Origin of the sequence: Bradyrhizobium sp. STM 3566 (assembly GCF_045571445.1) — a bacterium.
Classification (GTDB): domain Bacteria; phylum Pseudomonadota; class Alphaproteobacteria; order Rhizobiales; family Xanthobacteraceae; genus Bradyrhizobium; species Bradyrhizobium vignae.
This window is the reverse complement of the sequence record NZ_CP120692.1, coordinates 3,477,874-3,503,792: the sequence shown is the minus strand read 5'-3', so window position 1 is coordinate 3,503,792 and position 25,919 is coordinate 3,477,874. Positions and strand designations below refer to the sequence as shown.

22 protein-coding genes and 2 pseudogenes are annotated in these 25,919 nt (G+C 65.0%); 4 read left to right on the top strand and 20 right to left on the bottom strand.

The annotated features are described in order from the left end of the window. Positions 1 to 42 precede the first annotated feature (42 nt). The 12 genes and pseudogenes from dxr to P6U27_RS16775 form a co-directional block, all read right to left on the bottom strand. Complete coding sequence (gene dxr, locus P6U27_RS16830) at positions 43 to 1,266, bottom strand: 1-deoxy-D-xylulose-5-phosphate reductoisomerase (RefSeq protein WP_122403050.1); 1,224 nt, start codon at positions 1,264 to 1,266, stop codon at positions 43 to 45. Positions 1,267 to 1,270: 4 nt separating this feature from the next. Next, a complete protein-coding gene (locus P6U27_RS16825) occupies positions 1,271 to 2,113 on the bottom strand; it encodes a phosphatidate cytidylyltransferase (protein WP_122403049.1) in 843 nt (280 codons plus the stop codon). Further along, complete coding sequence (locus P6U27_RS16820; RefSeq protein WP_036010029.1) at positions 2,110 to 2,868, bottom strand: isoprenyl transferase; 759 nt, start codon at positions 2,866 to 2,868, stop codon at positions 2,110 to 2,112. The genes P6U27_RS16825 and P6U27_RS16820 overlap by 4 nt, the downstream gene beginning before the upstream one ends. Before the next feature lie 12 nt (positions 2,869 to 2,880). Then, entirely contained in the window at positions 2,881 to 3,444 is a 564-nt protein-coding gene (gene frr / locus P6U27_RS16815) for a ribosome recycling factor (RefSeq protein WP_122403048.1), read from the bottom strand. Positions 3,445 to 3,511: 67 nt separating this feature from the next. Further along, on the bottom strand, positions 3,512 to 4,228 hold the full coding sequence (gene pyrH, locus P6U27_RS16810; RefSeq protein ID WP_122403047.1) for a UMP kinase: 717 nt from the start codon (positions 4,226 to 4,228) through the stop codon (positions 3,512 to 3,514). A gap of 61 nt (positions 4,229 to 4,289) precedes the next feature. After that, entirely contained in the window at positions 4,290 to 5,213 is a 924-nt protein-coding gene (gene tsf, locus P6U27_RS16805) for a translation elongation factor Ts (protein ID WP_122403046.1), read from the bottom strand. Positions 5,214 to 5,346: 133 nt separating this feature from the next. After that, on the bottom strand, positions 5,347 to 6,342 hold the full coding sequence (locus P6U27_RS16800; protein WP_122403045.1) for a 30S ribosomal protein S2: 996 nt from the start codon (positions 6,340 to 6,342) through the stop codon (positions 5,347 to 5,349). Between the two features lie 210 nt (positions 6,343 to 6,552). Then, positions 6,553 to 9,038 (bottom strand): annotated as a pseudogene (locus P6U27_RS16795) (caspase family protein). A gap of 351 nt (positions 9,039 to 9,389) precedes the next feature. Continuing rightward, the gene (locus tag P6U27_RS16790; RefSeq protein WP_407194313.1) at positions 9,390 to 10,490 is read right to left on the bottom strand and encodes an IS4 family transposase; all 1,101 of its coding nucleotides are present in this window, start codon (positions 10,488 to 10,490) and stop codon (positions 9,390 to 9,392) included. A gap of 58 nt (positions 10,491 to 10,548) precedes the next feature. Next, entirely contained in the window at positions 10,549 to 11,292 is a 744-nt protein-coding gene (locus P6U27_RS16785) for a carbonic anhydrase (RefSeq protein ID WP_122403043.1), read from the bottom strand. Positions 11,293 to 11,422: 130 nt separating this feature from the next. Next, positions 11,423 to 14,926, bottom strand: a complete 3,504-nt coding sequence (dnaE, locus tag P6U27_RS16780; protein ID WP_122403042.1) for a DNA polymerase III subunit alpha — start codon at positions 14,924 to 14,926, stop codon at positions 11,423 to 11,425. Positions 14,927 to 15,374: 448 nt separating this feature from the next. Then, a complete protein-coding gene (locus P6U27_RS16775; RefSeq protein ID WP_122403041.1) occupies positions 15,375 to 16,097 on the bottom strand; it encodes an outer membrane protein in 723 nt (240 codons plus the stop codon). Between the two features lie 253 nt (positions 16,098 to 16,350). Here P6U27_RS16775 and P6U27_RS16770 point away from each other — a divergent pair, with 253 nt between their 5' ends. Together P6U27_RS16770 and P6U27_RS16765 are read left to right on the top strand one after the other, a co-directional pair. After that, positions 16,351 to 16,659 (top strand): DUF3551 domain-containing protein, encoded by a 309-nt coding sequence (locus P6U27_RS16770; protein WP_122403040.1) that lies wholly within the window; start codon positions 16,351 to 16,353, stop codon positions 16,657 to 16,659. A 1-nt stretch (position 16,660) separates the two neighbouring features. After that, positions 16,661 to 16,924 carry a DUF3551 domain-containing protein gene (locus tag P6U27_RS16765; RefSeq protein ID WP_129145478.1) on the top strand — a complete coding sequence of 88 codons (264 nt, stop codon included), beginning with the start codon at positions 16,661 to 16,663 and terminating at the stop codon, positions 16,922 to 16,924. A gap of 53 nt (positions 16,925 to 16,977) precedes the next feature. Here P6U27_RS16765 and P6U27_RS16760 read toward each other — a convergent pair whose 3' ends face one another. Beyond that, a complete protein-coding gene (locus tag P6U27_RS16760; protein ID WP_122403038.1) occupies positions 16,978 to 17,616 on the bottom strand; it encodes an HD domain-containing protein in 639 nt (212 codons plus the stop codon). Positions 17,617 to 17,658: 42 nt separating this feature from the next. Next, the gene (locus P6U27_RS16755; RefSeq protein ID WP_122403037.1) at positions 17,659 to 18,120 is read right to left on the bottom strand and encodes a carboxymuconolactone decarboxylase family protein; all 462 of its coding nucleotides are present in this window, start codon (positions 18,118 to 18,120) and stop codon (positions 17,659 to 17,661) included. 117 nt (positions 18,121 to 18,237) lie between these two features. On the opposite strand from P6U27_RS16755, the gene P6U27_RS16750 reads away from it, so the two are divergent. Beyond that, entirely contained in the window at positions 18,238 to 19,644 is a 1,407-nt protein-coding gene (locus P6U27_RS16750; protein WP_164937154.1) for a PLP-dependent aminotransferase family protein, read from the top strand. 22 nt (positions 19,645 to 19,666) lie between these two features. Here the strand turns inward: P6U27_RS16750 and P6U27_RS16745 are convergent. The 3 genes and pseudogenes from P6U27_RS16745 to P6U27_RS16735 form a co-directional block, all read right to left on the bottom strand. Further along, positions 19,667 to 19,801: pseudogene (locus tag P6U27_RS16745) on the bottom strand (type I methionyl aminopeptidase); the annotation flags it as partial. Between the two features lie 25 nt (positions 19,802 to 19,826). After that, positions 19,827 to 20,726 carry a GNAT family N-acetyltransferase gene (locus P6U27_RS16740; protein ID WP_164937153.1) on the bottom strand — a complete coding sequence of 300 codons (900 nt, stop codon included), beginning with the start codon at positions 20,724 to 20,726 and terminating at the stop codon, positions 19,827 to 19,829. A gap of 118 nt (positions 20,727 to 20,844) precedes the next feature. Then, entirely contained in the window at positions 20,845 to 22,221 is a 1,377-nt protein-coding gene (locus tag P6U27_RS16735; RefSeq protein ID WP_122403036.1) for an FAD-binding oxidoreductase, read from the bottom strand. Positions 22,222 to 22,327: 106 nt separating this feature from the next. Between P6U27_RS16735 and P6U27_RS16730 the strand changes: the two genes are divergently transcribed. Further along, positions 22,328 to 23,236: a LysR substrate-binding domain-containing protein gene (locus P6U27_RS16730; RefSeq protein ID WP_122403035.1), complete on the top strand. Its 909-nt coding sequence runs from the start codon at positions 22,328 to 22,330 to the stop codon at positions 23,234 to 23,236. A gap of 237 nt (positions 23,237 to 23,473) precedes the next feature. Here P6U27_RS16730 and P6U27_RS16725 read toward each other — a convergent pair whose 3' ends face one another. The 3 genes from P6U27_RS16725 to P6U27_RS16715 all read right to left on the bottom strand — a co-directional run bounded on the left by P6U27_RS16725 (position 23,474) and on the right by P6U27_RS16715 (position 25,892). Continuing rightward, positions 23,474 to 24,331, bottom strand: a complete 858-nt coding sequence (locus tag P6U27_RS16725) for a DMT family transporter (protein ID WP_122403034.1) — start codon at positions 24,329 to 24,331, stop codon at positions 23,474 to 23,476. Positions 24,332 to 24,401: 70 nt separating this feature from the next. Beyond that, entirely contained in the window at positions 24,402 to 24,938 is a 537-nt protein-coding gene (locus P6U27_RS16720) for a TetR/AcrR family transcriptional regulator (RefSeq protein WP_244607989.1), read from the bottom strand. Between the two features lie 180 nt (positions 24,939 to 25,118). Beyond that, positions 25,119 to 25,892, bottom strand: a complete 774-nt coding sequence (locus P6U27_RS16715) for a helix-turn-helix transcriptional regulator (protein WP_122403033.1) — start codon at positions 25,890 to 25,892, stop codon at positions 25,119 to 25,121. Between the last annotated feature and the right edge of the window lie 27 nt (positions 25,893 to 25,919).

Genomic DNA, 25,919 nt, shown 5'->3' with positions numbered 1-25,919 from the left:
AATTCCCTCACCCAGCGCCTTAAGGCCCTGGTCGCGAACCAACTAGGATGCCTTTAAGGCAATTTGAGGCAATAGGGCGGCAGCCCTATTTCGAGCAACATGGTCAACGGAGATTGCATCGTCGGCGGACGTCAGGGGCGCCTGATTCCCGCCCTTGATCCAATCGTCAAGGGTCGCCTCGACCAGCCGGGCAATCGCACCGAACCGGATCTTGCCGGCGATGAAGGCGGCGACCGCGACCTCGTTGGCGGCGTTGTAAACCGTGGTCGCCCCCTTCCCGGTTCGGAGCGAATCGTAAGCCAGCCGTAGTCCGGGGAACCGCTCGAAGTCCGGCGCTTCGAAAGTCAGCTGACCGATCTTGGCAAGGTCGAGCTTGGCCGCCGGCCCCTTGATGCGATCAGGCCAGCCGAGGCAATGCGCGATCGGCGTGCGCATGTCGGGCGCGCCGAGCTGGGCGACCACCGAGCAGTCGGAAAACTCGACCATGCCGTGGATGATCGACTGCGGATGAACGAGAACGTCGATCTCGTCCGGCGAGAGCGCAAACAGATAGGATGCCTCGATCACCTCGAGGCCCTTGTTCATCATCGAGGCGGAATCGATCGTTATCTTCTGGCCCATGCTCCAGTTCGGATGCTTCAGGGCCTGATCGAGCGTCGCCTGCTCGATGTCGGCAGGCTTCCAGGTCCGGAACGGGCCGCCGGAGGCCGTGATGATGACACGGACGAGCTCGTCACGGTTACCTGAGCTCAGCGCCTGGAACAGCGCGTTGTGCTCGGAATCGGCGGGCAGGATGCAGGCACCCGCTTTCGCCGCGCGCTGCATGAAGAAATCGCCGGCGCAAACGAGGCATTCCTTGTTGGCGAGCGCGACATGGGCGCCGCGGTCGACCGCCGCCAGCGCCGGCTTCAGTCCGGCAGCGCCGCTCACGGCCGCCATCACCCAATCGGCCGGACGCGCGCCGGCCTCGATCACCGCGCTTTCGCCGGCGCCGCATTCGGTGCCGGTGCCGGCCAGTGCGGCCTTGAGCTCGGCGAGCTTGGAGGTGTCGGCGATCGCCACAAAGCGCGCGGAGAATTCCCTGGCGAGCTTGGCCAGCGCTGCGACATTGCCGTTCGCCGTCAGCGCTTCGACGCGGTAGCGCTCGGGCGAGGCGCGCAACAGATCCATCGTGCTGTCGCCAATCGAGCCGGTGGCGCCGAGGACCGTGACGCTGCGGACGTCGGACGCAGCAAGCCTGTTGTTACGCAATGGGACCGCGCTCATATCCTCACCAAACCATAAGACCGCTTCCGGCGCTATGCACACCATGGCGGACGAAGCCGATAATCCATGCCGCCAGGATGGCGGCGACAAAACCGTCCAGACGGTCCAGAAGCCCGCCATGACCGGGAATTAAGTGACTGGAATCCTTGACCCCGAAGCGCCGCTTCACGGCGGATTCGAAGAGATCGCCGAGCTGCGAAACCACCGACAGGACGGCGCTGACGAGCAGCAGTGGAACCGCCTTTCCGATCCCGCAGGCGGCAAATCCGGCCGCAACCACAAGGCTCGCCGCAAAGCCGCCGAGCGCTCCGGCCCAGGTCTTTTTCGGACTGACGCGCGGCCACAGCTTCGGCCCGCCGATGCTGCGGCCGGCGAAATAGCCGCCAATATCGGTCGCCCACACCACGAGCAGCACGAACATCAGTGCGGAGAAGCCGTTGACGAGATCCTTCCGCACCAGGATCGAGGCCAGCAGCGCCGCCGATGCATAGGCAAATCCAGTCGCCGCCCAGACGAACTTGCCTCGCGCAATCAGCATCACGATCGCACCGCCGATGCAGCCCGTGATGATGGCGGTCTTCAGCGCACCGAAGGTCACGCAGAATCCCATGGTGGCGATGACGATGGTCCCCGCCCCCGTCAGCGCAACCGAGCTCGCGCCCACCACCGTCAGCCATTCCGCGAACAGCCCGATCGACACCAGGGTGACGAGCAGCGCCCAAAGCCAGCCGCCGGCGTAGGCGAGCGCAACGGCAAGCGGCGCCAGCACCAGTGCTGCGAGGACTCGCAGCACGAGATTGCTCGGGGCGGGCTGAGAGCCCGCCGGTGCGGCGTCGGGTTCGCTCACGAGGCGGTCTTTGCGACCAAGCCGCCGAAACGGCGCTCGCGCCTGGCAAATTCGGCGATCGCGCTCTCGAGTGCCGCCTTGTCGAAGTCGGGCCAGTGGATCGGCACGAACACGAGCTCGCTATAGGCGGCCTGCCACATCAGGAAATTGGACAGGCGCTGCTCGCCGCTGGTGCGGATGATGAGATCGGGGTCGGGAATGTCGGGCGCGTCGAGATGCGCCCCCAGTGTCTCGGCGTCGATCGTGGCAGGATCCCGTCTGCCTTCCGCGACCTCGCGGGCGAGCTTCTGCGCCGCTTTCGCGATCTCCTGCCGCGAGCCGTAGTTGAAGGCGACGACGAGCGTCAGGCGCGTGTTGTCGCGCGTCAGCTCCTCGGCCTCGTTGAGCAGCGCGCAGATATCGCTTTCGAGCCCCTCGCGCTCGCCGATGATGCGAACCTTGACGCCGTCGCGATGCAGGCTCGCCAGATCGTTGCGGATGAAGCGCCGCAGCAGACCGAACAGATCGCCTATCTCGCTCGCCGGGCGCGACCAGTTCTCCGAAGAGAACGAGAAGATGGTGAGATAGCGAATGCCGAGTTCGTGCGAGGCGCGCACCACGCGGCGCAGCGCGTCCACACCGCGGCGATGCCCTTCCGCACGGGGCAAGCCGCGCGCGGCCGCCCAGCGCCCGTTGCCATCCATGATGATGGCGACATGCGCAGGCGCTTCGGACCTATCGGGTCCTTCCGTTGCGGGCGCGGCGGCGTTGGACATGAAGGCGATGCCTTAAACGGTGAGGATTTCTTTTTCCTTGGCGGCCAGCAACTGGTCGATCTCGGAAATGGTGCCGTCGGTCGCCTTCTGCACCTCGTCGGCGTGACGCTTCTGATCGTCCTCCGACATCTCGTGATTCTTCTCGAGCTTCTTGAGCACGTCGAGACCGTCGCGGCGGACATGGCGCGCGGCGACCTTGGCGGCTTCGGCATATTTGTGCGCGACCTTCACCAGCTCCTTGCGCCGCTCCTCGTTGAGCTCGGGAATGCGCAGGCGCAGCACCTGCCCCTCGGTCGCCGGCGACAGGCCGAGATTGGAATCGACGATCGCCTTCTCCACTGCCTTGACCATCGACTTGTCCCAGACCTGCACCGAGATCAGCCGGGGCTCCGGCACACTGACCGTGGCGAGCTGATTGAGTGGCATGTGACTGCCATAAGCCTCGACCTGCACCGGATCGAGCATCGAGGCGGAGGCGCGGCCGGTGCGCAGGCCGCCGAGCTCGTGCTTGAGGGACTGGACGGCGCCTTGCATGCGGCGCTTCACTTCGTTGAGGTCGAAATTACCCGTGGCCATCACGTTTCTCCTTCAAAATCCCGGCGACCGCTCCGCGCCCTTCCCTCGGGGGGCGCCAGACGAGCCGTCAGCCGGCGACGATGGTTCCGTGGCCGACGCCACGCAGAATCGCGCCGATCGAGCCCGGCTCCGCGATCGAGAATACGATGATAGGCAGCGATGTCTCGCGGGCAAGCGCGAAGGCGGTCGCATCCATCACCTTGTAACCACCCGCGATCGCCTGCGAATGCGTCAGGCGGTCGAACCGCGTCGCGGCCGGATCCTTCTTCGGGTCGGCCGAGTAGACCCCGTCGACATTGGTCGCCTTCAGAACCGCCTGTGCGCCGATCTCGGCGGCCCGCAGCACCGCGGTCGTGTCGGTGGTGAAGAACGGATTGCCCGTCCCGCCGCCAAGCAGCACGATCCGGCCTTCGGCGAGGTATTTGTGTGCCGCAGTGCGGGTGAACAGCTCGGAAATCTCGGGCATGACGAAGGCCGACAGCGTCCGTGCCGGCGTGCCCTTGCGCTCGATCGCCGCTTCCAGCGCGAGGCAGTTCATGATGGTGGCGAGCATGCCCATGGTGTCGCCGGTCGTGCGCGACACCCCGCGGGAGGAGACCTCGACGCCACGGACCATGTTGCCGCCGCCGATCACGACCGCAACCTCGGTCCCGAGATTACGGGCCGCGATCAGATCGTCCGCAACCCGGTCGACTGTCGGCTGATCGATGCCAAAGCCTTGCTGCCCCGCGAGATATTCGCCGGACAGCTTGATCACGACGCGACGATAGACCGGATCAGTCATGAGCACTTTCCTTCTCCGGGCGCCGCTTCCGGCGGCACGCCGGAAGGAGGTGTTCCGGCGCTTACTTCTTGCCGCTGGCAGCGGCGACCTCGGCCGCGAAGTCGCTTTCCTGCTTCTCGATTCCCTCGCCGAGAGCATAGCGCACAAAGCCGGCGATCTTCACAGGCCCGCCGACTTTGCCTTCAGCCTCCTTCACCGCCTGCGCCACCGACTTGCCGGTGTCGTGGATGAAGGCCTGCTCGAGCAGGCAGACTTCCTTGTAGTAGGTCTTGAGGCCGGACTCGACGATCTTCTCGATCACGTTCTCGGGCTTGCCCTGCTGACGGTATTTGTCGGCGAGCACGTCCTTCTCGCGCTTGACCACGGCCGGATCGAGGCCCGACGGATCGAGCGCCAGCGGGTTGGCCGCCGCGACATGCATCGCGATCTGACGGCCGAGCGCGGCGAGCTCCTCGGCCTTGCCCGGCGATTCCAGCGCCACGATCACGCCCATCTTGCCGGCGCCTTCGACGACGGCCCCGTGGACGTAGTGAGAAACCACGCCCTGGCTCACCTCGAGCTGGGCGGCGCGGCGCAGCGTCATGTTCTCGCCGATGGTGGCGATCGCATCATTGATCGCGGTTTCGATCGTGACGTCGCCGACCTTGGCGGCCTTGATCTTCTCGACATCGGCACCGACGTCGAACGCGACCTGGGCGATCATCTTGACCAGGCCCTGGAACTGGCCGTTGCGCGCGACGAAGTCGGTCTCGGAGTTGACCTCGACCACGACGCCCTTGGTGCCCTTGGTGAGTGCGCCGATCAGGCCCTCGGCCGCGACGCGGCCGGACTTCTTGGCGGCCTTGGACAGACCTTTCTTGCGCAGCCAGTCCTGCGCCGCTTCCATGTCGCCGTTGGTCTCCGTGAGCGCGGCTTTGCAGTCCATCATGCCTGCGCCGGTCGACTCGCGCAGGTCCTTGACCATCGCAGCTGTGATCGTTGCCATCGTTGAAAATCCTTTGTGCCTGGCGGTTTGCCGCAGCGCGGCATCGAAGCGCCCCGCCGCGGTCCATCTCAGGGATTCGCGTCAACTGAAATGGTGGCCGGATCCTATCCGGCCAACCCATCGCTCTTTTTGACTATTCCGCTTCCGCGGTCAGCGCCTTGGCCTTGGCCACCCAGGCATCCGCACGGCTCGGCAGACCGACTTCTTCGCCGATCGTGAGCGCGGTGTCGTGGTCGAGCTCGGCGAGCTGCCAGTAGTGGAAGATGCCGAGATCGTTGAACTTCTTCTCGATCGCACCCGACACGCCCGGGAGCTTCTTGAGGTCGTCGGCGGTGCCACGCGGACCCGCAAGGCCCTGGAAGCCGCTCGACGAGGGCGCCGGAAGCTCTTCGGCGACCGGCTCAGCCGAAGCGCCGACGTCGATGCCCGAATCACCCTGGGCGCGCGAGATGCCGTCGATCGCCGCACGCGCAACGAGATCGCAGTACAGCGAAATGGCGCGGCCGGCGTCGTCATTGCCGGGGACCACATAGGTGATGCCCTTGGGGTCCGAATTGGTGTCGACGATCGCGGCGACCGGGATGTTGAGCCGCTGGGCTTCCTGGATCGCGATGTCTTCCTTGTTGGTGTCGATCACGAAGATCAGGTCGGGCAGACCGCCCATGTCCTTGATGCCGCCGAGCGAGCGGTCGAGCTTGTCGCGCTCGCGCTGCAGCGTCAGGCGCTCCTTCTTCGTGTAGGAATTGGCTTCTCCGCTCGAGAGCACGTCGTCGAGGTGACGCAGGCGCTTGATCGAGGCCGAGATCGTCTTCCAGTTGGTCAGCGTGCCGCCGAGCCAGCGCGAATTGACGAAATACTGCGCGCAGCGCTTGGCCGCGTCCGCAACACCGTCCTGCGCCTGGCGCTTGGTGCCGACGAACAGGATGCGGCCGCCCTTGGCCACCGTGTCGCTGACGGCCTGGAGAGCCTGGTGCAGCATCGGCACGGTCTGAGCGAGGTCGACGATGTGGATGTTGTTGCGGGTGCCGAAAATGAACGGAGCCATTTTCGGATTCCAGCGGTGGGCCTGGTGGCCGAAGTGCACGCCAGCTTCGAGCAGCTGACGCATGGTGAAGTCGGGTAGCGCCATCGTTCTAATTCTCCGGTTGGTTCCTCCGGAAACGTGTGAGCAAAACGGAGCGTTCTCGCCCCGGCTGCCACCGGACGGCCTTGTGAGCCATGTTTCCGTGTGAGATGGCGCGCTATATAGCGCCATTTCGGCCAGAAGCAAGGAAATAAGGGCCTTTCGGGGGCGGGTCTCGCCCGCCGAACGCCTGGTCCGTCAACCGCGCGCCGTATCCTAGCATTTCGGCTGGTTCGGCGGGCACTTCTTTGCCGCCGGCGGCGGGGCCGCTGGCCGCGGCGGTGGGGCTGCCGGACGCGGCGGCGGCGGTGCCACAGCCATCCGGGGCGGCGGCGGAGGCGCCGGCCGGGCTGCCGGTGGCGGAGGCGCGGGCCGCGCCATTGGTGGAGGCGCCGGGCGGGCCACCGGCGGGGGCGCAGGCCGTGCGACCGCCACCGGCGGAGCGTTCCGCGTCGGCGGAGGCGATGCGACACGCGGCGGAGGCGGCGGCGCCGCGCGCAGCGCGCTGCCGGCGGCGGAGGCGTTGGTCGTGCCACGGCCTGCGGCCGCGGCGGTGCAGCAGGCCGGGCGGCCTGCGCCGGAGCAGGCGGTGGCTGATTCGGCGACCTGATCTGCTCGCGCGCGGCCGAAGGCGACGGCGCGCCCGGCCGACCGGCGGCGGCCGAGGACGGGTTGGTCGCCGGCGGCAAGCCGGCCGGCTCGCGCGTCGCGGACTTGGCGCGCTCGGCAGGACCGGTCCCGGGCGGGGTCTGTGCCACTGGCGGCTTCGGCGGCTGGCCGGGCGCAGCGGTCGCGGGAGCGGCCGCCGTTGGCGCACCAGGATGCCCCGGTAGCGTCGTGGCGGGCGCCGCGGCCGTTGGCGCCCCCGGATGCGTCGGCAGCGTCGTGCCGGGTGCGGTTGCCGTCGGCGGCATGGGCCTGCCGCCGGGCAGAGGTCCTGCCCCGGCCGGAGGTGCTGGCGGACCACCACGCGCGCCGGGAACCGGCAGCGTGTTGGCCTGAGGCAACTTGGTCTGTGGCGCGGGCGATGGCGCCGCAGTGGGCGCGACATTCGCCGGTGTCCCGGGAGGTGTCACGGGCCTCGCGGTCGGCTGGATCGTTGCGCTCGGCGGCAGTGGCGCCTTTCCCTGCTGGATCAAGGCGGCGCGCTGCACGACGGCCTGCGGGACAGCGGGACCTGCCGGCGTGGCACGGCCGGCGACGGCCGGTGCCAGGCTCGTCGGCCCGGCCGCGGCGCCCGCAGGCGGCGCGGGCGGCTGGTTGATCACGGTGTTGATGACCGTGGTGTTGTGGATGTTATTGAAGATGATGTTGTTCGGCGGCGGCGCGACATAGACCGGCGGACTATAGAACGCCGGGATCGGCACGAACACCGGCTGCGGCAGCACGAACAGGCCGACCACGGGCAGCGGCGGCGGCAGCACGACGAAATCGGGCGGCGGCGGCGGACAGAAATAGACCGGCGGCGGCGGCGGCGGCACGAAGTCGAACACGGGATCGCTGAAATACAGCACCGGACGATCGACATAGACCACCTCCTCCGGAGGCGGTGGCGGCACGTCGTAGTCGATCATCGCAAAGGTCGGCGGCGGCTCGGCCGGCGCGGTGAGGATCGCCAGGCGTCGGCGCGCATCGGCCGCATGCGGGCCGCGCGGATAGCGGCGCATATACGACCAATAGGCCTCCGGCGTGTCGGTCCGATAGGTCCGTCGCCATGTGATGGCTTCGCGGCGTGCGGCGACGATCGCCATCACGCGCTTGGCGAGCGGATCGCCGGGATAGGCCACGAGAAACTCCTCATAGGCCGCCAGGGTGTCGCGCTCGAGCGCGGCGGCATAGGCATCCTGCACGCCGAGATCGCGGATCGGCTTGCTCCGGATTGCGGCGACCTGGTCGGGCGCAGCCTCCGGCGGCGGCGCATCGGGTCCGCGCTCGAAGAAAGAGAATTGCGCCGATATTTTCTGCTCATTCCAGGGCACCTGCGCGCCCTTGGAGGCCTCGTTGACGCGCAGGCGAACGCGGTCGAACACCTCGGGCAGCGGCAGGCCGCCGGTGCGGATCATCTCGGCGAGCGACTGTGCATAGATTCCGTACGGCCCCTTCTCCTCCGGCGCCACCGTGCCGGGCGCGGCGTTGAAGGCGATCAGCATGTTCGCCTCGGGCTCGACCAGCGCCAGACCGCTCGCGATCGGCTGACCGCCTTCGATAAAGGGCTGCGCGCGGGCCGCGTCGAGCACCACGATATTGGCCTTGAGCGGAATGGACGCGAGCTGGCGCGCATAGTCACTGATGCGCATGGCCTCGGTCGGTATGTCGGTGTCGCGGGTGATGTTGGAATCGACCGGGATGAAATAGTTCTCGCCGGCCAGCTGCACGCCGTAGCCGGCGAGATAGATCATCGCGACGGTGCCCGGTCCCGAAGCCTGGGCCTTCTGAATGAAATCGCGCATGCTCTTGCGCAGCGTGTCGCCGTCGAGATCGCGCGCGCCGACCACATCGAAGCCGGCCGCCTGCAGCGTCTGCGCGATCAGGCCGGCATCATTGGCCGTCGTCGCCAGTGGCGACTTGGCATAGGCGCCGTTGCCGACCACGAGTGCAATGCGCTTTTCCGGCTGCTGCGCGCGCGCCTGATCCGGCGCGGCGGCGGCAAGAGCCACGATCGGCAGCAGAAGGCAGATGAAGGCTCTGAGTGTCCCACGCATGGCTTGCTTGCCCGCTTTTGTTGTTGAGGTGCCACCACGCATGAGGCGCGCAGCCGGCTGAACGGCGGTTGAACGAAAAGCTCGGATTGAGGCGCTGGCGTGGCCGCGCCGCCGCGGGCGTCAGCTCCAGGTCAGCCTCATGTCAGCTCGAAAGGGCGGCCCAGGCTCAGCCCCATAGGCGTTAAGGTAGCGCGAGCATCGATTGATACGGACGTTTTCGAGGAGGCTCGCGCAGGTGCCGCCCAAGCGCTCGCTTTCTGCGGCGAAAGCAACGGATGGTTGGTTGTGGAATGATCGCTTGTAGCAAGGATGCAACGAGTTGTTGCAAAACACGCCAAGCGCCAGGTGCCGTCAGGCGGCCTGCGTCCAGCGGGGAGAGTCCTCGAAGTCGCGGGCAAGCGGCTCGAGCAGCAGGATGATCAAGAGGTGTGCCAGCAAGTAGGGCTTGGCGGAGCGCGGATCGGTTCCAGGTGGCGTCTTGAGACCAATCAGACTCTTCAGTCGCTTGAAGCCAAGTTCGATGCGCCATCGCAGTCGATAGAGCGCGAGTACATCCTTGGTGGAGAACTCGTCCCGCGCGAGCGACGTGACCAGAATGACCCAATCCGCGGCTTCCAGAGTTTCTTTGGAGATGACGCGGTTTTCGTCTTGTGCGTCGCGCCGGGCTTTACGGCGCGAAGCCGCGACTGCACCGGCGGGCTTCTTGACTGCGACCAGACGCATAGCCAGAGGCGCACCGTCCTTGCGTTTGATCCAAATCCTCCGATCGATCAGTCCGTGCGCCTTCGCCGCACGCAATTGGGCCATCAGATCGAACGGAAGGCCTTTGGCATTAAGCCAACGTGCGTTCTTCCAGCCCGCTCGGATCAAAACGTCTGCCCCGGCGTCGCGCACAGCGGCGATGCGGTCAGGTTGTAGATAAGCGCGGTCAGCAATGCGGATCTCGTTCTTGACCACCGGTATCCGGTCAAACGTTTCGCCTTCTTGCTGATCTGTCAGCTCGAAGTGACCAAAGCGCTCATATGGCAGATCGAATGCACTATGAACGCGCCAAAGCTCACTGTTCCTGCGCGCAGCCGGTCCTGCCTGAGGCACTGTCGTCGCATCGATAATGCGGATCAGGCGGCCTCGGCTCGCTTTCGGGGCTGCCGCAGCGAGCAAGCCCTCCACCAGCACTGCAAACCAATCGCCACATTGACGCAGGCGATAGAACAACGCCACGCTGCTGAGGTCGGCAAGGCCAACAGAAGCGGCCCACGCGGCTGTCGATCTCAACCCTCTTTCACCCAGACAATAGGCCAGCATCAGCCGAAGTAACGACACCGCATCTGGAATTTGGCGCCGCCGCACGAAAGCCTTCGTCTGGCGCGCACTTATTTCAAGCTGCGCAGCCCCGCCGAGCTGCGTAACCACTCTCGTCCAGTCCTCGTTCAGAAGCGATTCGTCTGCCATCCCGCCTTGGAATCACGTGTGATTCCAACACTCAAGAACAAACTTAACGCCTATGGGCTCAGCCCTGGGCAAGCAACTCGACGGTCCCCGTGCTCAGCCGATAGATACCGCCGACCACCTTGAGCTTACCCTGCTCGGCCGCTGCGTTGAGGATCGGAGCAGCCGATCTCAGCTTGGCGACGTTGTCGATGACGTTCTGACGAATGGCGTTGTCGAGCGCGTTCCCGCTTTGCTGGGCCGCGGTCTTCACCGCCGGCGCAATCGCGGCGGCGAGCGTGGGGATGTGCCCCGGCAGCGGCTTGTCGTCCTTCAACGCCTTGATGGTCGCATCGACGGCACCGCAACTGTCATGGCCGAGCACCAGGATCAGGGGCGTGCCGAGCACGGCGACGGCGTACTCCATGCTGGCAACGGTCTCATCGCCGGCAAAATTTCCGGCGACGCGGCACACGAACAGGTCTCCGCGTCCACTATCGAAGGCATATTCGGGCGCGATGCGTGAATCGGCGCAGCTCAAAACCGCTGCGTAAGGATTCTGACCGCCGACCAACGCCTCGCGCTCGTGGCTGAAGTCGTGGCGGCGCGACACGCCCGACACGTAGCGCGCATTGCCTTCCATCAGCCGCTTCAGCGCCGCATCGGGCGACAGCACGTTCTGCGGCTTCGGCGGCGCCTTTGCCTCCTTGGCCAAAGCGGCCCCGCCGAACGCCGCCGCTCCGAGCGCCGAAGCAGCAAGGAGCATCATGGAGCGCCGCGAAGGAGCGAGCGATTGCTGTAGATTTTGGGAGCATTTATCGCACATGGCTGTTGTCCTCCCTGACGACCCGCCGAACGCGATTGTCCGGCACACAACTCATAGCTGCGCCGGACAGGCTTCGATACCACACGGGGGCTTGATAGTTAAGCGTTGGTTTGCGGCGGAGCTGACAACGTCAGAGCTGCTGCACGTCCACCACGCCCGCCACCGCCTTGATCGCGCCGGCGATCTGCGGCGAAACCTTGAAGCGGCCGGGCAGCTTCATCTCCACCTCGGTCTCGAGGTCGAGCATCATCACCAGCGAGACCTCGCCGTCGCCATTCGAGCGCGGTGCGATGCCGGGACTGCCGACCTTCGGCGCGGCGCCGTTCGAAGCGGCCATGTCGGGGCCGGCGAGACGCTTGGCGATGGAGTCCAGCGGCTTGGTGTCGCGCAGGAAGATGCGCAGACCCTTCTGCGTCTTGGCGGCGGCGGCGTCGAGCGGCTCGGCATGCAGCACGCGGGCGCGGACGTCCTCGCCCTGAAGCTCGGCACCGAGCTGCAGCAGCACGGCCGCGCCCGGCTCCAGCACGTCGCGATATTGCGCGAGCCCTTCCGAGAACAGCACGGCCTCGAAATGGCCGGTCGGATCGGACAGGCCCATGATGCCCATCTTGTTGCCGGTCTTGGTGCGCCGCTCCATGCGCGAGACCACGGTGGCGGCGACCTTGCCGGCGGTGGCCCCCGTCTTCACCGCTCGCGAGAACTCGGCCCAGCTCTGCACCCGCAGCCGCTTCAGCACGGTGGCATAATCGTCGAGCGGGTGTCCCGACAGGAAGAAGCCGACGGCGTCGTATTCGCGGCGGAGTTTTTCGGCCGGCAACCACGGCTCGACCTGCGGCAGCATGATGGTCGGCGCGTCCGCCGACATGCCGAACATGTCGTTCTGGCCGATGGTCGCAGCTTCATGCGCCCGCTGGCACGCGGCGAGGATCGCATCCGCACCGGCGAAGACGCGCGCCCGGTTCGGCTCCAGCGCGTCGAAGGCGCCGGCGGCGGCGAGACTTTCGATGATGCGCTTGTTGATCGCGCGCGGCGAGACCCGCGCGGCGAAATCGGCGAGCGAGGTGAACAGGCCGCCTCTGGTGCGCTCCGCGATGATCTGATCGATCGCCTGAATGCCGACGCCCTTGAGCGCGGCGAGCGCGTAGTAGATCGTGTTCTCGCCGACCTCGAAGGTCGCGCCCGAGCGGTTGATGTTCGGCGGCTCGACCTTGATGCCGAGGCGCTGCGCCTCGGAGCGGAATTCGGAGAGCTTGTCGGTGTTGTTGAGATCGAGCGTCATCGACGCTGCGATGAACTCCACCGGATAATGCGCCTTCATATAGGCGGTGTGATAGGACACCAGCGCGTAAGCCGCCGCGTGGCTCTTGTTGAAGCCGTAGTCGGCGAACTTCGCCAACAGCTCGAAGATGGTCTCGGCCTGCCCCTTCGGCACGCCGTTCTTCACCGCGCCCGCGACGAAGATGTCGCGCTGCTTGTCCATCTCGGCGCGGATCTTCTTGCCCATGGCACGGCGAAGCAGATCGGCGTCGCCGAGCGAATAGCCCGACATCACCTGCGCGATCTGCATCACCTGTTCCTGGTAGATGATGACGCCGAAGGTCTCCTTCAGGATGGGCTCCAGCAGGGGGTGCAGATATTCCGGCTCCTCGTCGCCGTGCTTGCGCGCGCAATAGGTCGGGATGTTCGCCATCGGACCCGGGCGATACAGCGCGACCAGCGCGATGATGTCCTCGAAACGGTCGGGGCGCATGTCGATCAGCGCCCGCCGCATGCCCTGACTTTCAACCTGGAACACGCCGACCACGTCGCCGCGCGCCAGCATCTGGTAGCTCTCGGCATCGTCGATCGGCAGCGTGGCGAGATCGACGTGGATGCCGCGCGGCTTGAGCAGCTTGCAGGCGACGTCGAGCACGGTCAGCGTCTTGAGGCCGAGGAAGTCGAACTTCACCAGGCCCGCCGGCTCGACCCATTTCATGTTGAACTGGGTCACCGGCATATCGGATTTGGGATCGCGGTAGAGCGGCACGAGCTCGCTCAAGGGGCGATCGCCAATCACGATGCCGGCGGCATGCGTCGAGGCGTGGCGCGTCAGGCCTTCCAGGCGCTGGGCGATGTCGAAGGCGCGCGCCACAATCGGGTCTTCGTCGCGGAACGCCTGGAGCTTCGGCTCGCTCTCGATCGCCGCAGCCAGCGTCACCGGCGCGGCCGGATTCTGCGGCACCAGCTTGGTCAGCTTGTCGACCTGGCCGTAGGGCATCTGCAGCACGCGGCCGACGTCGCGCAGCACGCCGCGCGCCTGCAGCGTACCGAAGGTGATGATCTGCGCGACCTGGTCGCGGCCGTAGCGCTCCTGGACGTATTTGATCACCTCGCCGCGGCGGTCCTGGCAGAAGTCGATGTCGAAGTCCGGCATCGAGACGCGCTCGGGATTGAGGAAGCGCTCGAACAGCAGGCCGAACTTGATCGGATCGAGGTCGGTGATGGTCAGCGCCCAGGCGACCAGCGAACCGGCGCCGGAGCCGCGGCCCGGCCCGACCGGAATGCCCTGCGACTTCGCCCATTTGATGAAGTCGGACACGATCAGGAAGTAGCCCGCGTATTTCATGCGGGTGATGACGTCGAGCTCGAAGGCGAGCCGCTTGGCATAGGTCTCTTCCGTCGTGCCCTGCGACAGGCCGTGGACCCGCAGGCGCTTGGCGAGCCCCTCCTCCGCCTGGCGCTTCAATTCGGCCGCCTCCACCGCGGCCGCATCCGAGCTCGACGCGGCGCCGACCGTGAAGAACGGCAATATCGGCTTGCGCGTCAGGGGGCGGAACGAGCAGCGCTCGGCGATCTCCACCGTCGAGCTGAGTGCCTCCGGAATGTCGGCGAACAGCACCGCCATCTCGGCGCGCGTCTTGAAGCGGTGATCCGGCGTGAGCTGCTCGCGCTCGGTCTCGGCGATCAGCCGCCCGCCGGCGATGCACAGCAGCGCATCATGCGCTTCGTAATCGTCGGTCGCCGCGAAATACGGCTCGTTGGTCGCAACCAGCGGCAGCCCCTTGGCGTAGGCGATGTCGATCAAGCCGCCTTCGACGCGCCGCTCCTTTTCGGTGTTGTGGCGCTGCAACTCGATGTAGAGGCGGTCGCCGAACAGGCCGGCCAGACGCTCGCAGCGCGCCGCGGCGAGCTCGCCAAGACCACCGGCGAGCGCCAACGAGATCGGCCCGTCCGGTCCGCCCGTCAGTGCGATCAGCCCCTCGGTTTCGCCCTCGAGCCAGTCGAATTTGATGAACGGAGCATGGCTGTCCGGTGATTCCAGGAACGCGCGCGAGTTCAGCCGCATCAGGCTGCGATAGCCGCGCTCCTGCGCCGCCAGCAACACCACGCGCGACGGCCCGATCGCATTGCGCGCATTGGGATCCTGATCGCCGAAATCGATCGCCAGCTCGCAGCCGACGATCGGCTGAATGCCGGAGCCCGCCATCTTGTCGGAGAACTCCAGCGCACCGAACAGATTGTCGGTATCGGTCAGCGCCAGCGCGGGCTGATGGTCTTTCTTCGCAAGCTCGGCAAGTTTGGCGATCTTGATCGAGCCCTTGAGCAGCGAATAGGCCGAGTGAACGTGAAGGTGAACAAATCCGGCGCTCGGCATGGTCGCGTGACGGCCTCTTGCAGATGGGATAGAGCGGTCGCCGGCGCCCTAGGGCATCATCCACCCGTCCGGCCGACTCGCTTCACAATGGTGGGGTGTCGCGCCGCGAGAGTCCACGCAGGAGCGACCGCTTCGCCCCGTCATCCGGCTTTTCCCCAACATGCCGGAAGCTCAGCGAATCAGAGCTGCGGAATCACCTGCGCCCAGATCGCGATCATCCCGACGAACAGCGTGATGGACGCCAGTGCGGCGGCTTCTTCGACGAAAACCCTGAACATGGCCTGCTCCCTTGTTGGAACGTATGAAGAACATTGTTCTCAGTTTGTTCTAAGGAGTCAAGTGATCCGGGACGTCCCCAGGCTGGATGGTTAACTCGTTGAATGCAAATAACAAAAAGCCCCGGCCGAAGCCGGGGCTTTCGTCAGCCGCTCGCGTGGAGCGTTCTGTCTTAGTAGCGAGCCACCATCGGGCCGCCGAACTTGTAGTTCAGGCGGACGAGGCCCATGTCGACGTCCTGACGGATGCGCTCGGTGCCGGCGAAACCGGCGAAGGTGACGTCCTTGTCGGACAGGAAGATGTGGTTGTACTCGACGCCAACCGACCAGTTCGGCGCAAAGCCGTACTCGAGACCGGCACCGACCGTGCCGCCCCAGCGGGTGTTGCTGGTCGACGCGAGCAATCCGCCGCCGAGGTTAAAGATCTCGTACTTGTCGCTGACCACGGCCGCACCGCCCTTCACATAGATGAGGACGTTGTTCCAGGCATAACCGACCTGGCCGGTGATGAGGCCGAACGCATCCATCTTCGTGCGGTTGCGGGTGGCGAACAGCGCGCTGAGATTATCGCCGGAGAAGTCGGCCCAGTTGCCCTGGCCTTCCACGCCGAACACCCACTGGCCCGACTGCCAGCGATAGCCGATCTGGCCACCAACCGTGCCGCCGGTCGCATCGTGCGAACCTTCACGACCGACGCCCACGAAGTCCCAGGTCACGTGCGACGAACCGCCACCACCGTTGATGCCGATGTAGAAGCCGCTCCAGTCGTAAACAGCAGCGATCGCCGCCGGCGGAGCTTTGGTGTACGGCCGCGCCGCGAGGTCAGCAGCCAGTGCCGGCGCGGCCGCGCTGAGCGCGACGAGGCTGACAGCAGCAAGCAACAAACTCTTCTTCATTTGATTCCCGTTCCAGTTTCTTCAAAGGCCCCCGGGCCGTGACCGTCGTCATAACAGCGATCGACGGAATTGCTGTAACCGCTACGCAACAGTTCGATCGAAAGGACCTTGCTCATTAACGAATGTTTACCGTCACGTGCACGGAAACCCTTTGAAACCAGGGTTTTCACGAGTTCCAATGTCGACTACACGACATACACCGCATGCGTGCGTAACGACGTCGCGCGCACGTTCGCGTGATTGGAGAATCGAAATGCGCAGTCGAGTTCCTCACCCCATTGTCGCCACACTTTCGCTCGCATTGATCACATTTGCACTCGCATCAATTGCAAGCACGCCCGCACGCGCATTCGGCAAGAACCATCCGTTCTGCCTCACTGGTGATGAATGGCCGGGACTGAGCAATTGCAGGTTCGACACCTACCCGCAGTGTCAGGCGAGCGCGTCCGGTCGCGCGCTGACCTGCATCGCCAATCCGTATTTCGTCGGACAAAGCGACGACCCATACGCGTATCAAAATCGCCCGCGCGCGCAGACGCCGGGCTATTTCCTGCCGCGCTGAGATGCGACGCGCCGTACTGATGCTCGCCCTCACCGGCATGCTCCCGGCAAGCGGGTCTGCGCACGCGCAGACCTATGATCCGAGCTATCCGGTCTGCATGCAGATCTACGGCCCCGTCGGCTATTTCGACTGCCGCTACGGCTCACTTGCGCAGTGCCGATATCTCGCCGTTGGGCGCTCAGCGAGTTGCGTCGTGAACCCGTACTTCTCAAAGAAGAAACCAACGCCCTCTCGCCGCGAGCGCACGGCCGTTGACACCGGATGATCGGAACAGTTCGGCTGCAGCCAGGCATCCTGTGGCGTAGCGGCTGCGTCTCCTCAGCTTTGCCAGGGCGTGTTGCGGATGCGCGTGCATGCGTTCGGTTTGCGGAAGCTCGGATCGTGATCCTCGATGTAATCGAAATTGACGGTGCCGAACGTCGTCTGCGGCTTCTTCAGCGCCGAGCAGGTCTGCACCTTCAAGAACTCGTTCTTGAAATCGCCGCGCGGAAACGCGGATATTACCTCGTCGCGCTGCTCCGGCGTGTACTCGTCAAATCCAACGCCCACGACATCCACCAGGACGCCTGCGTTTGTGAGCGCGATCTCCGGTTTCATATATTGCGGAATGCCGGGCGTGGTGTGCAGCGCGATTGCTTCCCACACCAGGTCGGCCTGCGGCTCGGCAATGCCGCGCGCCCGCAGAAAGTCGCGCGCGGCGTCGGCACCGTCGACCTCAAACCGCTTGGTCTCGGTGTGGTAGTGATCGACCAGGCCGAGATCGTGAAACACCGCCGCGACATAGAGCAGCTCGGAATCGAACTTCAGCTTCTGACGCAGTCCCTTGATCGCGCCGAACACGTAGACGCGAACCGAATGGTTGAACAACATCTCGTCCTCGTAACTGCGCACCAGCTCGGCGGCCTCGCGCGCCAATTGGCTGTCGGGAATCTTGACGCCGGAAATCACGCTCGTCATCTTCAGGCTCCTGCTTTCTGTTTCGGCTGATGCCCTTCGCGGTCAGGCTGCATGCTCGAGCGCAGCCTGTGGCGACTTTCGGAAGCTGATCGACATGCGATTGTACGCATTCATCAGGCTGATCGCGATCGTGAGATCGACCAGCTCGCGCTCGCTGAAGACCTTGCGGGCGGCTTGATAGGCTACATCCGGAACGTTGGTCTCGGCGACACGGGTAACAGTCTCGGCCCACGCAAGGGCGGCGCGCTCGCGCGCGTCGAAGAGATTGCCGGCCTCGGCCCATGCCTGGACCAGCGCGAGCTTTTCGATCTTCACGCCGCTCTTCAGCAAGTCGCGCGTGTGCATGTCGAGGCAATAGGCGCAGTTGTTGATCTGCGACACGCGGAGATAGACCAGGGCGACCAGCGTCGCGGGAAGGCCACTCTGCATGACGTAGCCGTAGACGCCGCCCAGTGCCTTCGCGCCTGATGGTGCGATGTGGTTGTAGTTGAGACGTTCACTCATCTGCTTGCTCCTTGATGATCGGAAGGGATGAACGCTCCCCGTTGCCCCCTTTAGGTGCCCCTGCCATGGTCCATAAAAAAGCACCAAGAACGCACAAAAATCGTGTACCATGCAGGCATGACCAAGCCACTGCGTCTGAAGCTCGATCGATCTGCGAAGACGCCGCTGGCCGAGCAGATCCACAGGGGGATCAGGACCGCCATCGAGAGCGGCGTGCTCGCCGCGGGCGCGCGCCTGCCCTCCTGGCAGGATCTGGCCGCCCAGCTCGGCGTCGCGCGCGGCACCGTACGCGTCGCGTACGAAAAGCTCTCATCCGCCCAACTGATCGTCGCGGCCCGCGCCACTGGAACGCATGTCGCGGACCGGCCGTCCTTGCCGGTGCGGCGGGACAAGGCCCCGGCCCCCGGCTCGTTCATGGAGATGTATCAGGAGCTCACGGCCGGGCCGGCGATCTTCCAGATGGGCGTGCCTGCGCAGGAGGCCCTTCCTGCGACGCTGCTGGCGCGGATGCGCGCGCAGGCGGTGCGCGCCGAGGTGAGCGCGCCGGCGATCTACCCTGACCCACGCGGCGAACTGGCGTTGCGGCGCGAGATCGCGGCCAATCTTGCGTTGGCGCGCGGCATCGAATGCGCGCCCTCCCAGATCATCATTACCGGCGGTTTCAGCGGCGGGCTCGGCCTGGCGCTCCGCGTCCTCGGGCTCGAGCAGAAGAAGGCCTGGTTGGAGGAGCCGGGCTTTCCCTTCACCCGGCGCGGTCTCGGGCTTGCGCGATTGTCGATCGCGCCGATCCCGGTTGACGCCGACGGTATCGACGTCGATTACGGCCTGAAGCATGCTCCCGATGCGGCGCTGGTCCTCGTGACACCAGGACAGCAGGCGCCGTTCGGATCGACATTGTCGCTCGCGCGGCGCTCCCGCCTGCTCGACTGGGCTGCGCAAAGCAAGGCGTGGGTGATCGAGGATGACTATCTGAGCGAGCTGCAGCTCAGGGGCCGGGCGACGCCGGCGCTGGCATCGCTCGACCGCGCCGGCCGCGTCATTCACATCGGCTCTTTCAGCAAGACCGTGACGCCTGCCCTCCGTCTGGGCTTTGTCGTTGCACCGGCCGCCCTGGCGTCGCGATTTGCCGAAGTTGCGGCGTGCCTCGCGCCGGCGCCTGGACCCGCGGTGCAGCTCGCGATGGCCGATTTCATCAGTGATGGCCATTATCTCCGGCATCTTCGGCGCACGAAGCGGGTCTACGCAGCGCAAGGCGATGCATTGCTGAAATACCTCCGCCCGCGCACTGCAAATGTTGCGATTGCCGGATTGGCGGCGGTCCTGCGGTTGCCGGAGGGAGCGCCCGATCTGGCCATCGCCAGGGAAGCCGCACCGCTTGGGCTGGCGCCCACGCCGCTATCTCTCTGGTATGCGTCGAAGGGATCAGCGCGCCCGGGACTGTTGCTCGGGGTCGCAACGTCTCCGCTCAAGAGGATCGAGGCGTCCTGCGATCGGCTCCTTGAGATCGTCGATCGTCTGGCATGAGCAGGCCGACCTCGGTGGCCTTACCGGCCGGCGTGACGATCAAAGGTCCGTTTCGCGTGGCGATCACGGTGTGCTCGTATTGGACGGTCGGCGTCGCCGGGCGGCTGTCGAGCGTCCACGGATCGTCATCATCCTGCGCCCACTCGGCGCCCATGGAGCGTGTTCAATGCACCTGGATTGAGCTACATGAAACCGGGATTGCGCGGGAGGTAGCTGCCCCAATCTCCGAACTGTCGATTGGACATCAGCAGCATCGGGAAGGTCAAACGCATCCCGTTGTCAATCGCCGCCTTGAGAGCCGGCTCGCTCGCGCCCGGCACGAAGGCCGAAATGGTTGACACATCGCTCCGCGCTGCGAACGACAGCGCAGCCGCAAATGCGGGGCCGACGAGATCTGGCCGGCGGACTGCAAGCGGGCCAATGTGTCCATCCGAGATATAGACATACCCCACGCATTCACGACCGGCGTGAATGGTGAACCCGCTCGTCGTGCTGTCGTTCAGGAGATATCGATGATGCTTCTCTCTGGAAATGCCGAGAGCACTGGCGTCAATGGACGCCAGCTCATCGAACCCGGTCGTCTTGGCGGCGAGAGATTCAAGACGGAGCCGCGGCTCGGCCAACCGCTGCGCCAGGCGGTCACGAGGCACACTGACCATGTAGATCGGAAAGCGCGGGAACAGTCCGTGCCGGATGTAGAGGCCTTGAGACACGTTATTGAACGTGAAGGTGATTAGCGCCTTGATGGATGCTCCGCGCATCTCTGCGTGCGCGAACGTCCGACCGATGAGTTGATCGCCAATGCCGGCGCCCTGGCGATCAGGGGCCACGAACAGCTGCGCCAGAAACCAAAGCCCGCCGCAAACCCAACTCCACGCGAAGCCGACAATTTGTCCGTCGTCATCGGCGACCCATAAACCTTCCGCATCATCGGCGAGCGAGAAGGCCTGAAAACTCGGCGGACGAGAGGATGCCATCTTTCCAAAGCCCCGCCGCTCAGTCAGTTCATTGATGCTGGCGACCACGATCTCGTCGGCTCTCACCAAGTCGTCCATGCGAGCGGGTCGGCACACGATGGCCATTTCTGGAGTCCTTCCCTGGATCAGCGCGGCCCGGCCAACGTCAAGACCGGGGCCGGAGCGTAGCGCCTTGTACGGACATCCTGAACGGGATGAGAACTACGAGATCCTCAGCCGCCAATCAGGCCAGCGGCCGGATGTTCTGGTTCATGCGGAAGAAGTTCGTCGGATCGTACTTCGCCTTGATCCGCTGCAGACGCCGGTAGTTCGGTCCATAGGCGGCAGCGACAGGATCGCCCGTCTCGTCATCATCGAGATAATTGACATAGCGGCCGGAGGCAAAGAAGGGCCGCATGCTTTCGTAGGTCTCGCGCGCCCAGGAGATGCAGCGGCTTGTCTCGCCGGGCTGCGTCCACTGCGCGAGGATCAGGAAGTTGTAGCCCTCCTGCCGATGCGGAAATGCGGTATCCCCCGCAGCGATGCGAACCGCCGCGCCGTGGATGTGTTCGAGCAGGAACTGCCCCATGGGAGTCGGGCAGCGCGCGAAACATTCGATCATGGTCGAAATCGCATCGTCGCTCAGCTCGCTGAGGAAGTTTGATTTCCAATAGTTGAAAGCGCCTTTCGGATAATTGGCGTCGAGCATGCGGTTGAGCTCGCAATAGGGCATCGGCCCGACTGCATCCAGGATTGGTGCCCCGAACTGCTTCAGCGGTCGCATCGCTGCTTCGGCATCCGCCACCGAACCGCAATGGCTGGTGACCAGGGCGGCAACCTCCGTGCCCGATCCGTCGGGCGCATGGGTCAGGGATGCGAACAGCATATGCTCGTCCGTGAGCGAGCGCGTACTGGCCCGGAAGAATTCCAGCACGTCACGGGAGCGCGCGATGGGGTGGATGATCGGACCGCCCGTGATGATCGGCCCGACCCTATGGAGATCATATTCGAGACTGGTGGCGATCCCGAAGTTTCCGCCGCCGCCGCGGACGGCCCAGAACAGATCGGGCTCCTCTTGCTTGCTGGCCCGCAAAACCTTGCCGTCGGCGGTGACGAGCTCGACGGCGCGCAGATTGTCCAGTGCCAGGCCGTACTTGCCCATCAACCAGCCCAGTCCTCCGCCGAGGGTCAAGCCGGCGATGCCGGTGGTCGAGACCACGCCGCCGGTGACCGCAAGGCCGCGGAGTTGCGTTTCGCGATTGAGCTCGCCCCAGGTGACCCCGCCCTGCGCCCATACGGTCTTGCCGACGGCGTCGACCCGGATGCCCTTCATGGGCGAGAGGTCGATCATGATCCCGCCGTCGATGGTTGCGCGCCCTGCCACATTATGACCGCCCCCGCGAACCGCGACTTGAAGACCAAGCTTGGTTGAAAGTGCCACGGCATCCACGACATCGGCGACGCTGCGGCACCTGGCAATCAATGCTGGGCGCTTGTCGACCAGCCCGTTGTGGACCTTTCGCGCCTCCTCGTAGCCCTCGTCCCCTGGCTCGAGGAGCTGTCCTCCGAAGGAGGCGTTGAGATCGGCGGCAGCGCTGGCGACGGATGCGATGGGTGACATGACACGGTCTCCTCAGCTTGACCGCCGTATCCTCAATCGTGGGCTGTCTCGGCGCAAATCCGAAGAATTCAGGTGACGATGAATTGATTTCACCTAGACTGGTGGCATGCACAAGCTGCCGCCGCTGATCGAGCTCCGCGCCTTTGAAGCTGCCGCACGGCATCTGAGCTTCAAGAAGGCGGCGGCAGAACTCGGTGTGACGCCGACGGCGATCAGCCACCAGATCGGGTTGCTCGAGCAGTATTGCGGTCGGGCTCTGTTCCGGCGCAGACCACGGCCTCTTTCGTTGACCGAGGCCGGGGCGCGGCTCTTCCCCGCCATTCGCGGCGGCCTCGAGGGGTTTGCCGCGGCCATTGCGGCCGTCAAGCAGGAACGAGACCAGCAGCCTCTCCGGGTGACGACGACCAACGCTTTCGCCAGCCGCTGGCTCGTGCCCCGCCTGCCCCTGTGGCGGAAGCTGCATCCCGACGTGCCGCTGGAAGTCATCGGCACGGATTCAGTGCTCGATCTGCAGGCCGGAGATGGCGATGTCGCCATTCGCTATGCGACCAGCCGGGCACGGCCGACAGACGGAATCGTCGATGACCTCTTCAGCGATACGTTCTGGCCGGTTTGCAGTCCCAGCTTGCTTGCAACGGAGCGCCTGAAGAGACCGATCGATCTTGCTAACCACGTTCTGATCCACTCCTATTGGTCGCCCGCCGATCGCGAGCCGCCCACGTGGCAGAGATGGCTCGCCGCGGCTCAGCGCAGGTGGCGAGAAGTGCCCCAATTCAAGGACATGCAGCATTTGAGCTTCCGGGAGGAACTGCACGCCATCGAGGCGGTGATCGCCGGACAGGGAGTCGGGATTTTCAGTGACGTGCTCGTGGCACACGACCTCGCAGCTGGGACGCTCGTGAAGGCCTTCAAGTTGAGCTTGCCTGGCTACAGCTTCCATGTGGTCAGTAAGCCAAGCCATCCGCGCGCACGGACCATCCGGGCTTTTTCGCAGTGGTTGCGGTCAGGTCCTTGATCGGCCTCTCAGTACTCCCGAGATGTCCACTCCTGATCAAGCGTTGCGATCCAAACCACCGCAACGTTTCCGCTTGCCGCTCGAAATCAGACGCGCCGGCCACTACGACTCTACGCGCTGCACCCGATGGTCGCAGGCGAGCTACAGATAACGGATGATGTGACTGACGAACCTACTCCGAAACTCCATCGTTTCGCAAAGCGCTCCGGCGAGCGAGGTCCGTCTCCCCTGCCCTGCTCACGAACGCGTGGCCGGTCGCAGCTGCGTCATGGCGACGCCTGATATCGCGAGCAGCCCCCCGACAAGCAACTTCGGCGTCATATGTTCGCCGAGAAACAACACGCTCGATGTCAAGGCGAACACCGGAAGCAGAAGTCCGAATGGCGCGACGCGGCCTATGGAGCAACGGGCAATCAGCCAGAACCAGAGGCCGAACCCGACAATCCCTCCGATGAAGATCGTGTAGGCCAGCGCCAGCCAACCACGGTCATCCGCGGCGACGAGGCTCGTGAGCTGTCCATGTTCAAGGAGCAACGACATCACCAGAACCTGAGGCACCGCAAGCAGCGACGACCACCCCATCAACATCAGCGGTTCAAAAGGGCCATAGCGTTTGATCAAGACATTGGACACCGCAAACGCGAACGCGGCTCCGACCACAAGCAGCAGCGGAAGGGTATTTGCGGACAAGCCGGGTCCCGCGGCCAGCACCGCCACACCGGCGAATGCGATCACGACGCCGGCGGATGTGGCGAGCGACGGCTTTTCCGACAGCAGCGGCCAGGCCAACAGGACGGTGAAAGGCGGGGCGAGTTGGTATGCGACGGCCGACAGGCTTCCCGAGCCGAGCCCAAGGCCAACATAGAAGAGACCGAAATTCAGTCCGCCCAGGAAAAGCGAAATGGCTGCGACGGGACCGAACTGTTGTCGCGCAGGCTGCCCAACGAATGGAACAAGCAGCAGCGCGATGGCCAGAAAGCGCAGCGCGAGGAAGAAGAGCGGCGGAAACTCCGTCACGCCGACCTTGATGACCACGAACTGATAGCCCCAGAGCAACGGAACGGCCACGGCGCAGACGATCTGGATGGCCGACATGGCGCCGTTCTTTTCAAGACTACTCGGTCCAGATATAGGCCTGCGAGCAGCGGAAACGTCCATGGTCTGCCTACCTGATAAAGCGATCGAGCAAAGCGTCGACGGTGGCTTGCGAAATCATCCGTGCCGGAGCCGTTTTACCGACCACCCGCATGCCCTCGACGAAACAGACGATAATGCGGGCGGCACTCGCAGGCTCGACGCCATCGGCCAATCTGCCCGCTGCCTTCGCACGGGACAGGGCATCGACCAAGCGAGCCTCCATGGCTCTGAAAAAGCTCCCGATGCGACGGTCGACCTCGGCATCACGGCCGGCCAGTTCCATGGCTGTGGCGACCAGCAGGCATCCGCGCCGGCCATTGGCCCCGCTGTTGCGCTCGACGTAACCGGCGAAATAGGCCCGCAAGCCGTCGACCGGCTCTCTCTCAGGGGCAAATTCGACGTCCATGCGATCGATGGCATCGGCAATGTAACGATCAAGTGCACGCAGAAAGAGCGAATGCTTGTCGCCGAAGGCGGCGTAAAGGCTGCCGCGCGAGAGCTTGGTCGCTCGAAGAAGGTCCGGGAGCGCCGTGGCGTGATAGCCGCGCGACCAGAACACATTCATCGCGCGTTCGACAGCAGCTTCGGTGTCGAACGTTCGGGGACGGCCACGGGGAATCTGCACGGGAGACTGGCTGCGCATATGTAGATATATAGACCGAATGGTCTTAAATTGGCAAGAGCCCCTTTCGCCGCGGGCGGTACGGCTCCGCGTTCAAATGCTGACGCGAGTTCCCGCGCGCGATCACACCGGCGTATAGATCACGAGCCTCAGCGCGGCGTCGTCGTTGGCCTGAAAACTCGTGTGCTCGAAATGCAGCACGCCCTTGGTCGGATGGGTGATGGTCTTGCGGCCCGACAAGGTGCCGTGCACCTCGTGGGCGCCCCACCATTTGACGAATTCGGGACTACCTTCGCGCAAGCGCGTCAGCAATTCCGCAAAGGCGGGATCGCCGGCCCAGACATCGTGGGTGGCGCGAAACATCGCGACCATGCGCCTTGCGACATCGGCCCAGCCCGCGCCGTAGGATTTTCGCGTCTGCTTGTTGGTCATCATCAACAGCAGCGTGTTGCGATCGTCCTCCGGCAGCCGGCCGAATGCAAAGATCTCTTCTGCGGCTTCATTCCAGGCCAGCACGTCCCAGCGCCGTCCGGTGATGTAGGCCGGATGCGGCAGGCTCTCGACCAGGCGCAGAATGGGCGGCGGCACCACCTCGCGGGTGAACGGACGCCTGTCGCCGTCGCGCGCGAGATCCTTGAGGTGCGCATGCTCGGTCTTGCTGAGCCGCAGCGCGCGGGCCAGCGCATCGATGGTGGTGACCGACGGGCTGACGGTACGGCCCTGTTCGAGGCGGATGTACCAGTCGACCCCAATGCCGGCGAGCTGCGCGACCTCCTCGCGCCGCAGGCCTGTAGTGCGCCGGCGGCGCCCCGCCGGAAGGCCCACGGTCTTCGGCGACAGCTTTTCGCGGCGGGACCTGAGGAAATCGCCGAATTCGACGCGGCGTGGGTCGGCCATCGATGTCGCTCCCGCAATGGAGGGCCC

Coding starts and splice junctions, on each gene's coding strand:
- dxr (WP_122403050.1), bottom strand. CDS start 1,266: ATGAGCGCGGTCCCATTGCGTAACAACAGGCTTGCTGCGTCCGACGTC.
- P6U27_RS16820 (WP_036010029.1), bottom strand. CDS start 2,868: ATGTCCAACGCCGCCGCGCCCGCAACGGAAGGACCCGATAGGTCCGAA.
- frr (WP_122403048.1), bottom strand. CDS start 3,444: ATGGCCACGGGTAATTTCGACCTCAACGAAGTGAAGCGCCGCATGCAA.
- pyrH (WP_122403047.1), bottom strand. CDS start 4,228: ATGACTGATCCGGTCTATCGTCGCGTCGTGATCAAGCTGTCCGGCGAA.
- tsf (WP_122403046.1), bottom strand. CDS start 5,213: ATGGCAACGATCACAGCTGCGATGGTCAAGGACCTGCGCGAGTCGACC.
- P6U27_RS16800 (WP_122403045.1), bottom strand. CDS start 6,342: ATGGCGCTACCCGACTTCACCATGCGTCAGCTGCTCGAAGCTGGCGTG.
- P6U27_RS16790 (WP_407194313.1), bottom strand. CDS start 10,490: ATGGCAGACGAATCGCTTCTGAACGAGGACTGGACGAGAGTGGTTACG.
- P6U27_RS16785 (WP_122403043.1), bottom strand. CDS start 11,292: ATGTGCGATAAATGCTCCCAAAATCTACAGCAATCGCTCGCTCCTTCG.
- dnaE (WP_122403042.1), bottom strand. CDS start 14,926: ATGCCGAGCGCCGGATTTGTTCACCTTCACGTTCACTCGGCCTATTCG.
- P6U27_RS16775 (WP_122403041.1), bottom strand. CDS start 16,097: ATGAAGAAGAGTTTGTTGCTTGCTGCTGTCAGCCTCGTCGCGCTCAGC.
- P6U27_RS16770 (WP_122403040.1), top strand. CDS start 16,351: ATGCGCAGTCGAGTTCCTCACCCCATTGTCGCCACACTTTCGCTCGCA.
- P6U27_RS16765 (WP_129145478.1), top strand. CDS start 16,661: ATGCGACGCGCCGTACTGATGCTCGCCCTCACCGGCATGCTCCCGGCA.
- P6U27_RS16760 (WP_122403038.1), bottom strand. CDS start 17,616: ATGACGAGCGTGATTTCCGGCGTCAAGATTCCCGACAGCCAATTGGCG.
- P6U27_RS16755 (WP_122403037.1), bottom strand. CDS start 18,120: ATGAGTGAACGTCTCAACTACAACCACATCGCACCATCAGGCGCGAAG.
- P6U27_RS16750 (WP_164937154.1), top strand. CDS start 18,238: ATGACCAAGCCACTGCGTCTGAAGCTCGATCGATCTGCGAAGACGCCG.
- P6U27_RS16740 (WP_164937153.1), bottom strand. CDS start 20,726: ATGGCCATCGTGTGCCGACCCGCTCGCATGGACGACTTGGTGAGAGCC.
- P6U27_RS16735 (WP_122403036.1), bottom strand. CDS start 22,221: ATGTCACCCATCGCATCCGTCGCCAGCGCTGCCGCCGATCTCAACGCC.
- P6U27_RS16730 (WP_122403035.1), top strand. CDS start 22,328: ATGCACAAGCTGCCGCCGCTGATCGAGCTCCGCGCCTTTGAAGCTGCC.
- P6U27_RS16725 (WP_122403034.1), bottom strand. CDS start 24,331: ATGTCGGCCATCCAGATCGTCTGCGCCGTGGCCGTTCCGTTGCTCTGG.
- P6U27_RS16720 (WP_244607989.1), bottom strand. CDS start 24,938: ATGAATGTGTTCTGGTCGCGCGGCTATCACGCCACGGCGCTCCCGGAC.
- P6U27_RS16715 (WP_122403033.1), bottom strand. CDS start 25,892: ATGGCCGACCCACGCCGCGTCGAATTCGGCGATTTCCTCAGGTCCCGC.